We start from the raw sequence: 9,950 nt of genomic DNA, 5'->3' as shown, positions 1-9,950 counted from the left end.
GCCCGACGCCGGCGCTTCTCGCCGCGGCGGAGGCGGCCGAGGCTGCCGCCCCGCCCGTCGCGGCGTCGTCGAAGACCGAGGCGCCGGCGCCGGCAGAGCCGCGATGGGCGAGCGGGGCCGAGAATGTCGTGATCGCCGCGCTTCCGGTTCCGCGGCCTGCACGGGAGGCCCCGGCTTCGGCCGCGCCGACACCCGCGCCGCGGCTGCTCTGGTCCGCTTACGCCCCCGTCCTGCCCGGCGCGCAAGGGATCATACCCGCCGCGTTCCGGCTTCCGGCCGGCACGTCCGCCGCCCCGTCACGGGCGGAGGACGGCCCCGGCGAAGCGGAGACCGCCTTCCCGGCGCAGGCGGTCGCGGAGGCCGCATCGTTGCGCATGGGGCCCTGAGGCCCGGGCAGCCGGAACGGGCCCACGGGCCCAAGCCCGGAACGGGCCCACGGGCCCAAGCGTTGTCTCCCCGACGCAGGGAGAGCACATCCGTGGCCTACGATACCCGCACGAACGATCCGTACCGCAATCCGGTGTCCCGGCGCACCGCCACCGGCGGCGACGTCATCCGGATCCTGCTCGCGATCCTGCTGCCGCCGCTCGGCGTGTTCCTGCAGGTCGGCATCGGCCTGCAGTTCTGGATCAACATCCTCCTGACGCTGCTCGGCTACATTCCCGGCATCATCCACGCCGTCTGGGTCATCCTGAGGCGCTGAGCGCCGGGCGCCGCAGAGGCCGGCCGCCCGGCCCAAGCCGGCCTCGGCGGGCCGGCCGGCCCCCGGTCAGGGCTGCAGATAGGGGTCGTTCATCCGCTTGTCCTTGCGCCGCTTGGCGACAAGCTCCTCGCCGGTCTGCCAGTACGCGCTGGCGGCGGCACGCGCGGCGGGGCCGACGGTGAAGAGGTCCGGTCAGAGCACCTTCTGCATCAGCACGAGGTCGAGCCAGCGTCCGAACTTGGTGCCGACTTCAGGCATGCGGCCGGTCTCGACGAAGCCGAGGCGGGCGTGGAGCCGGAGCGACGGCTCGTTGTCGGCCGCGACGCCGCCGACCATCACGTGGAGGCCGGCCGAGCGCGCCTCCCTCTCGAGCGCGCGAAGGAGCGCCGTCGCCACGCCGCGGCGGCGCGCGCCCTCCGCGACATAGACGGAGTGCTCCACCGTGAGCCGGTACCCGTCGAAGGCGCGGAACGGGCCGTAGCTCGCATAGCCGAGCACGGGCTCCGCGCGATCCGCCGCGCGGTCCGCGCCACCTGCCACCGCCACGAGCACGGGGAAGCCCGCCTCGACCCGCCCCCGCCACCATGCCCGGCGATTGTCGAGGTCGACGAGGACGTCGTTCCAGATCGCCGTCGTATGGGCGACGGCATGGTTGTAGATCGCCAGCACGCCGGGGAGATCGGCCTCGGTCGCGGCGCGGACCAGGAGGGGCGCGTCGCCCCGAACGTGTTGCGGCATCGCCGGTCCTCCTCCTGCGTCGGCGGTACACCAGAATCCCGCCTACCATACAGAGGCGGAACATGCCGAGAAGCGCGCCTGCATCGCGGCGCGCCTCGCCGCGATCTCAACGCGGCCTTCGACTGCGCGCCCCTCATCGAAGCGGCCGGGGCGATGCGCGGCATGCCGGCCGCGGGCGAAGAGCCGGACGCTCAGGCGCCTCCGCCCTTTGCCCCCCGTCGGGCGAGTGCTACATGCCGCGGATGACGACGCCCCTCGACCATATCCGCAACTTCTCGATCATCGCGCATATCGACCACGGAAAGTCGACGCTCGCCGATCGCCTGATCCAGATGACCGGCACGCTCACCGAGCGCGAGATGAAGGAGCAGGTGCTCGATTCGATGGACATCGAGCGCGAGCGCGGCATCACCATCAAGGCGCAGACCGTGCGCCTGATCTACAATGCGCGGAACGGCGAGCAGTACCGGCTCAACCTCATCGACACGCCGGGCCATGTCGACTTCGCCTACGAGGTGTCCCGTTCGCTCGCCGCCTGCGAGGGCTCGCTCCTCGTCGTCGATGCGAGCCAGGGCGTGGAGGCGCAGACGCTCGCCAACGTCTACCAGGCGATCGACAACAATCACGAGATCGTGCCGGTCCTCAACAAGATCGACCTGCCGGCGGCCGAACCGGACCGGGTCAAGCAGCAGATCGAGGACGTGATCGGGCTCGACGCCTCCGACGCCGTCATGATCTCGGCGAAGACGGGCCTCGGCGTCGACGCGGTGCTGGAGGCGATCGTCCACCGCCTGCCGCCGCCGAAGGGCGACCCCGCCGGGCCGCTCAAGGCGATGCTCGTCGATTCCTGGTACGACGCCTATCTCGGCGTCATGGTGCTCGTGCGGATCGTCGACGGCGCGCTGAAGAAGGGCCAGAAGATCCGCATGATGCGGACCGGCGCCGTCTACGAGGTGGAGCGCGTCGGCGTGATGACGCCGGGCCTCCTCGTGACGGACGTGCTCGGCGCCGGCGAGATCGGCGTCTTCACCGCCTCGATCAAGGAGGTGGCGGATACCGCCGTCGGCGACACGATCACCGACGACCGCCGGCCGACGGCCAACCCGCTGCCGGGCTTCCGCCCGGCCCAGCCGGTGGTCTTCTGCGGCCTCTTCCCGGTCGACGCCGCGGATTTCGAGGATCTCCGCTCCGCGATGGGCAAGCTCCGGCTCAACGACGCCTCGTTCAGCTTCGAGATGGAGACCTCCGCCGCGCTCGGCTTCGGCTTCCGCTGCGGCTTTCTCGGGCTCCTCCACCTCGAGATCGTGCAGGAGCGGCTGGAGCGCGAGTTCAACCTCGACCTCATCGCGACCGCGCCCTCGGTCGTCTACCAGCTGAGCCTCACCGACGGCACGGAGATCGAGCTCCACAACCCCGCCGACATGCCCGATCCGGTGAAGATCGCCGAGATCCGCGAGCCCTGGATCCGCGCCACGATCATGACGCCGGACGATTATCTCGGCGGCATCCTGAAGCTCTGCCAGGAGCGGCGCGGCATCCAGGTCGACCTCTCCTATGTCGGCTCCCGCGCCATGCTGCAATACGACCTGCCGCTCAACGAGGTGGTGTTCGACTTCTACGACCGGCTGAAGTCGATCTCGAAGGGCTACGCCTCGTTCGACTACCAGATCACCGGCTACCGCGCCGGCGACCTCGTGAAGATGCAGATCCTGGTGAACGCCGAGCCGGTCGACGCGCTCTCCGTGCTGGTCCACCGCTCCCAGGCCGAGCGGCGCGGCCGGGCGATGTGCGAGAAGCTGAAGGAGCTCATCCCGCAGCACCTCTTCCAGATCCCGATCCAGGCGGCGATCGGCGGGCGCATCATCGCGCGCGAGACGGTGCGCGCGCTCAGGAAGGACGTGACGGCGAAGTGCTATGGCGGCGACATCACCCGCAAGCGCAAGCTCCTCGACAAGCAGAAGGAGGGCAAGAAGCGCATGCGCCAGTTCGGCAAGGTCGAGATCCCGCAGGAGGCCTTCATCGCCGCATTGAAGATGGAGGGGTGACGTTTGACAGGCTGAGTTCGGAGTTCGTAATAATTTCATCGCACAGGGGGAGAATGGCGGTGATCAGCTTCGAACAGTTCGTCAGGAGATTGCCTAGAGCCGAGATCGAGTTGAAGACACCTCTCACCTCCAGCTTTCGGGTTGTAAATGCGACGCTTGCCGAGTTCGTCGCCCCGGACCTGCGACACAGGTCAGATATAGCTCCTGAAGAGCAAGGCCAGATAGTGTTGATTACAGCGCCCGCGGCTGTAGGGAAGAGCACATTCGCCTCTCAATTGGCCTATCTCCTTAAGTCTCCTATTTGGGACCTCGCTAGAGCTCCCAGCATAGGTGCCGGTGCGCTTGACGGCCAGATGAACATGAATTTCGGGCGAGATATTGCGGCTAAATTCTTGAACGATGTCGAAAATGGACGTGGATGTATAATAATAGATGCGTTGGATGAGGCAAGAATTCGTATTACAGAATCAACGTTTTCAGATTTTCTTAAGAGTATCGCCGATATGGCCAGGAACGCTAGGGGGCTTAGTTTCATAATATTAGGGAGGAAGCAGGTTATAGAGGATGCATGGCTGTATATATCGAGCCACGAAATATCAGCTCCTATATATGAAATATCATATTTTGATAAGAATAAGTCTATCGAGTTCCTGGATCGCTATGTCGTCAAATTTGCGCCTGAGCAGGAACAAGTGCGGTCGGGTTTTCGCGTTCCTTATGAGAATGCTCGTAACTCCATCATATCAGCGATCGAGAAATCCGTTCCGGAGGAAAACGTATCAGACTTCATAGGATATGCACCGGTGCTTATGGCAATCGCGCGTGCGCTGAGCGAAGAAAGGAATTTTTATGCCGTGGCTCAGCGATGGGCTGCGGCTCCGGAAGAGCTTGACAGCGGCGCTATAGCGATAGTGAGGAGTTTGATAGAAGAAATACTTCAAAGAGAGCAGCGTAAGTATCAAGATAATGCTCCTGAAGCACTTAAGGCTATGGTAAGCCCGAGCGTCATGGAGGGGCTATATGGAAGTAGAGAGCAGGCATACAGAGTCTTATTCTATATGCATGATAAAGATGATCGTTCTCGCCAACTGTCGTCTCGGTTGCCGGATCATGCGGCTGATTTGTACGAAGAAAGTATCGAGGAATTTCTGCGTGAGCACCCATTTTTGCTAGAAGGCAGCAGAGTTGCGGCGAATGTAGTTTTTCGGGATTACCTCTATGCGCTGATGCTTAAGGAGAATGATGCCCTGAGTGCTGACATAATATCGGATCATTCGCGGCTTTCCGGACGACCATCTCCATTGTTGTTTGAGTTCTTCTTTGGGGAAGGAGGTAGAGATGTCGTTCATCGAATCGACGCAACTCATATGGGGATGTTGTACGAATCTGCATTGGCGTCTGAGACGATAGACAGAAATGTCCAGTTGTCCCTAGAATCAGGCGATTCGTCGAGTAGCGAATTGGAAGGAAGTTTTGAGTTTTTTACTGACGAGGCGCGCGAGACGATCATAGAGCCAAGAGTTGTGCAATTTAGTACCACAGTGGTTAGTTGTCTTGTTTTTAGCAGGATCCTTTCGCATGCTGATATTGATATAGACGGGTGTATTAAGTTTTCGTCCCCCTCCAAGGAGTTTGAGTTTGTTGGAGATGTGTGGATAAGTGCGAGAGATTTGGTGTTTGATGTTGAATCTATAGTAATACGGCCCCGTAGGCCGGAGCGACCGACTGAAGACGCGAGGCAAACGACCACTTCTATTCACGGCATCAACGTGCAGGACGGCGTTAGCCGCCCGCCAAAAGTATTTGGTACGTTGCAGGTGGACTTCCCGGGGGCGGAACGTTATCCTTGGGGCAAATTTAAAAGCTCGCTTCCGGATACTGGTGACGAAGGGGACGACTATGAGCGAGCAGAGCGTATTTTGCGGAGGATTGTTACTGCGTTTCGGTCACATAGCCGAGGATCGCTTGCGCGATTCAGAGACAAGATAGAGAGTTCTCGAGTGAGCAGGGGAGCGTTGGGGAAAAGGCTTCTTCATCAGCTGATTGGCGATGGAATCCTCAGATTGGAAGGTAGGTTTTATTACCTAAACCCAGAACAGTGTGCGAACAGGTTGGGAGTCACCTACTACGATCTGAAGAATCGAGAGTTGACCCCGCGAGCCACAGAGTACCTGAATCAATTCTTGAGGGTACAATAAGATTTGTGGCGATGAAGATATATCCCGCAGGAGGCCTTCATCGCCGCATTGAAGATGGAGGGGTGAGGAAACGCCGGGGCGTTAAGACTTGAAGAAGAAGCGGAGCGACACCAGGTGAGGGAAGTCGAACGGGAAACCGTTCATCAGGGTGTAGCGCAGTCGGTAGCGCACTCGCATCGCAAGCGAGGGGTCGGCGGTTCGAGCCCGCCCACCCTCGGCTTTTAATCCCGAACACTCCAGAGATGCCGGTTCGAGCCCGGTGTCCCCGACCAATTGGTGAGTCGTCCAACGCTTAGGACGCTGGGATTTGTCTAGGCCGCTCCCCTCGGGTTGAGCGGCCTTTGTCATCTCTGCATGTCCGGTAGGTACCGATACTGCAACATCGCCAAAAAAAGCGGGGCCGGTGGGCCCCGCTCGCAGCGCATTGCGATTGCGGCGCGGGTCAGGCGCCTTCGCCCATCGTGCGGTTCCGGAAGGAGTCCATGAACCTGTCGAACTCCTGCTGGTCCTTCACGCGACGCAGCTCCTTCAGGAAGGTCTCGAACTCCGCCCGCATCTCGTCGAGCTTGCGGCGCTCTTCCTCGAGCCGCTTCAGCTCCTGCGCGCGGTAGTCGTCGAAGGCGGCATTGCCGGTCTCGCCCCAGCCGGAGGCGGGACGGAACGGGGCGGCGCGCGCCTTCGAACGGAACTGAGCCTTCAGGTCGTCCGTCTTCCGGGCGATCTCGTCTCCCCAGATGATCCACGCCAGCATGGCCAGCCCGAGCGGCCAGAACACGGCGAAACCGACGATCATCAGAACGATGTTCAGTGCCGACCAGCGGCCCCGCGAGGAGCACGAGCGGACGGCATCTGCAGTGTGGGTCATCCTAATCCCCGTTGGTTAGCGACCAAAATGAGATGGGGACCCCTCGGGGGCATATCAAGGAACGAGGTCCGGAATCGAAAGCGCCCGCTCCCGGTCAGTGCTTTCCGCCGGCGCCGACGACGATGCGCCGCGCCTCGTCGATCCAGCCCCTGATGACCGCGCTCTCCGTCCCGATCTGCGCCTCGAGCTCGCGCAGCCCGTCCGCCCCCATCTCGGCGAGCTGGCTCACCTCGAAGATGCCGGCCGCGTTGAGGGCCGGGACGAGGTCCGGGCCGATCCCGGGCACCGCGCCGAGGCCGCCGGCGAGGGCGGGCAGGTTCTTCGGCTCGAGCGCGGTCATGCCGAAGCCGTCGGCGAGAACCCGCTGCGCCCCCTTGCGCCGGGTCCGGATCGGCCGCGCCGCGCCGTTGACTGCGGCGGCTTCGCCGGCCGCATGGGCGCGGATGAAGGCCGCGATCCGCGGCTGGATCTCGGCCCGGTAGCGCGAGCCGTTGAAGACGCCGTAATGGCCGACCCTCTTTTGGAGGTGGTGGACCTTCTTCTCCGCCGGCAGGCCCGAGCAGAGGTCGTGCGCCGCCTCGGTCTGGCCGACGCCTGATATGTCGTCGCGCTCGCCCTCGACGGTGAGGAGGGCCGTGTTGCGGATCGCCTGCGGCCGGACCGGGCGGCCGCGATGGGTCATCTCGCCCTTGGGCAGGAGATGGCGGACGAACACGGTGTCGACCGTCTGGAGGTAGAACTCGGCCGTCAGGTCCATGACCGCCATGTACTCGTCGTAGAACTCGCGGTGCTTGTCGGCGGAATCGCCGTCGCCCTGCACGAGATGGAGGAAGAGCTCCTGGTGCGCCGTCATGTGGCGGTCGAGATTCATGCTCATGAAGCCGGTGAGCTGGAGGAAGCCCGGATAGACGGTGCGCATGAAGCCGGGATGCGGGAACGGCACCTTCATGACGACGTGGCGGCGGAACCAGTCGGTGCCCTTCTCCTCCGCGAGGCAGTTGACGGCGGTGGGCCCGCGCCGGGTGTCGATCGGGCCGCCCATCAGCGTCATCGTGGCGGGCGCGGAGGGGTCGCCTTCCTCCTCCATCAGCGCCACCGCCGCGAGCACGGGCACGGAGGGCTGGCAGACCGCCATGACATGGGTGCCGGGCCCGAGATGGCGGAGCATCGCCATCACGTAGTCGATGTAATCGTCGAGATCGAAGCGCCCCTCGGCGAGCGGCACCATGCGGGCGTCGCTCCAGTCCGTGACGAACACCTCGTGCGCCGGCAGCATGGCTTCCACGGTGCCGCGCAGGAGCGTCGCGTAATGCCCGGAGAGCGGCGCGACGATCAGGAGCTTCGGATCGCGCGGACGGTCGGCCGGCAGGTCGCGCGCGAAATGGAGGAGCGAGCAGAACGGGCGCTCCCAGACGACATGCTCGGTCACCGCCACATTCCGGCCGTCGACCTCGGTCGCGTCGAGCCCGAAGGCCGGCTTGCCGTAGCGGCGCGTGGTCCGCTCGAAGAGCTCGGCAGCGGCGGCGACCGAGCGGCCGAACGTGGTCTCGGACCAGGGATTGAACGGGTTCTGGAAAGCGAGCCGGGTCACGTCCGCTACGGCGCGCCAGGGCGCCAGGGCGGCGTGGTTCATTTCGTAAAGCTGATAGAAGGACACGTGGCTGGCCGATGCTCACAAGGCAGGAGGACCATGCTTGTGCGACGCACAGACACGTCCCGCATTGCAAAATGTAGACTTTATCGGGCGCGAGACAACCCGGAAGATGCATCCTCCCCGGGATCGCCGGAGCGGGCGCGGCCGTCCGGCCCGCTCACTCGCCCGTCTGGAGCAGCGATCCGCTCCTGCGGGCCGAGCGCAGGAGCAGCACGAAGGCGCCCGCGGCGATGGCGAAGTAGAAGGCGTTGAGGCCCGCCGCGAGGAGCATGGCGCGCCCGTCGAACGCATGGTCGAAGATTGCGGCGCGCAGGCCTTCGAAGACGTGGGTCGGCGGCAGCGCGAGCGCGACCCAGCGCAGCCATTCCGGGTAGGTGGAGACCGGGTAGTAGACGGCGCAGAGCGGCAGCAGCAGGAAGCCGATGCTCCAGGCGAGCCCCTCCGCGCCGAGCCCCTTCCTCAGCACCATGCCGCAGGCGAGGAGCCCCACGGTCCAGCTCGTCAGGAGCAGGTTGGCGAAGAACAGCGCCACCATGAAGCCGAGCGCCCAGATGTTGAAGCCGAAGAAGACCATGGCGAGGATGCTGACGGGCAGCATGCCGATCGAGACCCGCACGATGCTCATCACCATCTGCGCGAGGATCAGCTCGCCCGGCCGCAGCGGCGTCATCAGCAGGTTGCCGAGATTGCGCGACCACATCTCCTCGAGGAAGGACATCGAGAACCCGATCTGGCCCCGGAAGAGCACGTCCCAAAGCAGGACCGAGCCGATCAGGGCGCCGCCCGCCCGGCCGGCCGGGCTCGAGACGTCCTTCAGATAGAGCTGGAGGAAGCCCCAGGTGAGCATCTGGACGGCCGGCCAGTAGACGAGGTCGAGGATGCGCGGCCAGGACGAGCGCAGCAGGTACCAGTAGCGCATCACCATGGCCGCGACGCGGCGGGGCGAGAAGCGCTCGTATTCCGGAAGGAGACCGGTACTCATGCCGCCGCCGTCCGCTCGCCGCCTTCGCGCGCCCGCGCGATATCGAGGAAGACCTCCTCCATGGTGCTCCGCCCGTGGCGCGCGATCAGCTCCGCCGGCGCGCCGCGGTCCACGATCCGGCCGCGGCGGAGCATGACGACGTCGTCGCAGAGCCGCTCGACCTCCGGCATGTTGTGGGAGGCGAGGAGGATCGTGGCGTTCCGTCCGGCGCGGTAGGCCTCGAGGCGGCTGCGCACCCAGTCCGCCGTGTCGGGATCGAGCGAGGCGGTCGGCTCGTCGAGGAGGAGCACGTCGGGCGCGTTGACGAGCGCCTTGGCGAGCGCGACGCGCGTCTTCTGGCCCGCGGAAAGCTGCCCGGACGGCCGGTCGAGAAAGTCCTCGAGCGCGAGGTCGCGCGCGAGCTCGGCGATGCGGGCGGTGGCCCCGCGGACGCCGTAGAGGGCGGCGAACACTTTGAGGTTCTGCCGGACGGTGAGCCGCATCGGCATCTCGACATAGGGGCTCTCGAAGTTCATCCGGTGGAGCACGCGGTGGCGGTCGCGCGCCATGTCGACGCCGAGCACGGAGGCGGTCCCGGAGGTGGGCGTGACGAGGCCCATGATCATGGCGATCGTCGTGGTCTTTCCGGCGCCGTTGCCGCCGAGGAGACCGGTGATCGACCCGCGCGGCACCTCGAAGCTGATGCCGTCCACGGCCGTGCTGCCGCGGTACTTCTTCACGAGATCGACGACGGCGATGGCGGGTGGATCGGCTCTCATGGCCTCT

At 64.6% G+C, this 9,950-nt stretch carries 8 protein-coding genes, 1 tRNA gene and 1 pseudogene; 5 read left to right on the top strand and 5 right to left on the bottom strand.

Features of this window, described 5'->3' with window-relative positions; all coding sequences use genetic code 11:
- Both E4O86_RS23185 and E4O86_RS09635 read left to right on the top strand, forming a co-directional pair.
- Positions 1 to 386, top strand: a pseudogene (locus tag E4O86_RS23185) (hypothetical protein); the annotation flags it as partial.
- 134 nt (positions 387 to 520) lie between these two features.
- Positions 521 to 703, top strand: coding sequence for a YqaE/Pmp3 family membrane protein (locus E4O86_RS09635; RefSeq protein ID WP_161140323.1), 183 nt, complete (start codon positions 521 to 523; stop codon positions 701 to 703).
- 192 nt (positions 704 to 895) lie between these two features.
- On the opposite strand, the gene E4O86_RS09630 is transcribed toward E4O86_RS09635, so the two are convergent.
- Positions 896 to 1,441: a GNAT family N-acetyltransferase gene (locus E4O86_RS09630; RefSeq protein WP_161140319.1), complete on the bottom strand. Its 546-nt coding sequence runs from the start codon at positions 1,439 to 1,441 to the stop codon at positions 896 to 898.
- A gap of 233 nt (positions 1,442 to 1,674) precedes the next feature.
- Between E4O86_RS09630 and lepA the strand changes: the two genes are divergently transcribed.
- The 3 genes from lepA to E4O86_RS09615 all read left to right on the top strand — a co-directional run bounded on the left by lepA (position 1,675) and on the right by E4O86_RS09615 (position 5,901).
- The gene (gene lepA, locus E4O86_RS09625) at positions 1,675 to 3,486 is read left to right on the top strand and encodes a translation elongation factor 4 (protein WP_425500119.1); all 1,812 of its coding nucleotides are present in this window, start codon (positions 1,675 to 1,677) and stop codon (positions 3,484 to 3,486) included.
- 59 nt (positions 3,487 to 3,545) lie between these two features.
- Positions 3,546 to 5,684 carry a hypothetical protein gene (locus E4O86_RS09620; RefSeq protein WP_161140318.1) on the top strand — a complete coding sequence of 713 codons (2,139 nt, stop codon included), beginning with the start codon at positions 3,546 to 3,548 and terminating at the stop codon, positions 5,682 to 5,684.
- Between the two features lie 145 nt (positions 5,685 to 5,829).
- Positions 5,830 to 5,901, top strand: a tRNA-Ala gene (locus E4O86_RS09615).
- Positions 5,902 to 6,126: 225 nt separating this feature from the next.
- Here E4O86_RS09615 and E4O86_RS09610 read toward each other — a convergent pair.
- The 4 genes from E4O86_RS09610 to E4O86_RS09595 form a co-directional block, all read right to left on the bottom strand.
- Positions 6,127 to 6,549 (bottom strand): DUF2852 domain-containing protein, encoded by a 423-nt coding sequence (locus tag E4O86_RS09610; protein ID WP_161140317.1) that lies wholly within the window; start codon positions 6,547 to 6,549, stop codon positions 6,127 to 6,129.
- 94 nt (positions 6,550 to 6,643) lie between these two features.
- Positions 6,644 to 8,182, bottom strand: a complete 1,539-nt coding sequence (gene phaZ / locus E4O86_RS09605; protein ID WP_205520807.1) for a polyhydroxyalkanoate depolymerase — start codon at positions 8,180 to 8,182, stop codon at positions 6,644 to 6,646.
- Between the two features lie 178 nt (positions 8,183 to 8,360).
- A complete protein-coding gene (locus E4O86_RS09600) occupies positions 8,361 to 9,185 on the bottom strand; it encodes an ABC transporter permease (protein ID WP_161140315.1) in 825 nt (274 codons plus the stop codon).
- Complete coding sequence (locus E4O86_RS09595) at positions 9,182 to 9,943, bottom strand: ABC transporter ATP-binding protein (RefSeq protein WP_161140314.1); 762 nt, start codon at positions 9,941 to 9,943, stop codon at positions 9,182 to 9,184. Before E4O86_RS09595 ends, E4O86_RS09600 begins: the two co-directional genes overlap by 4 nt.
- Positions 9,944 to 9,950: the final 7 nt, after the last annotated feature.

Source organism: Propylenella binzhouense, assembly GCF_009866965.1.
GTDB lineage: Bacteria > Pseudomonadota > Alphaproteobacteria > Rhizobiales > Afifellaceae > Propylenella > Propylenella binzhouense.
This window is presented reverse-complemented; position numbering and strand designations above follow the sequence as displayed.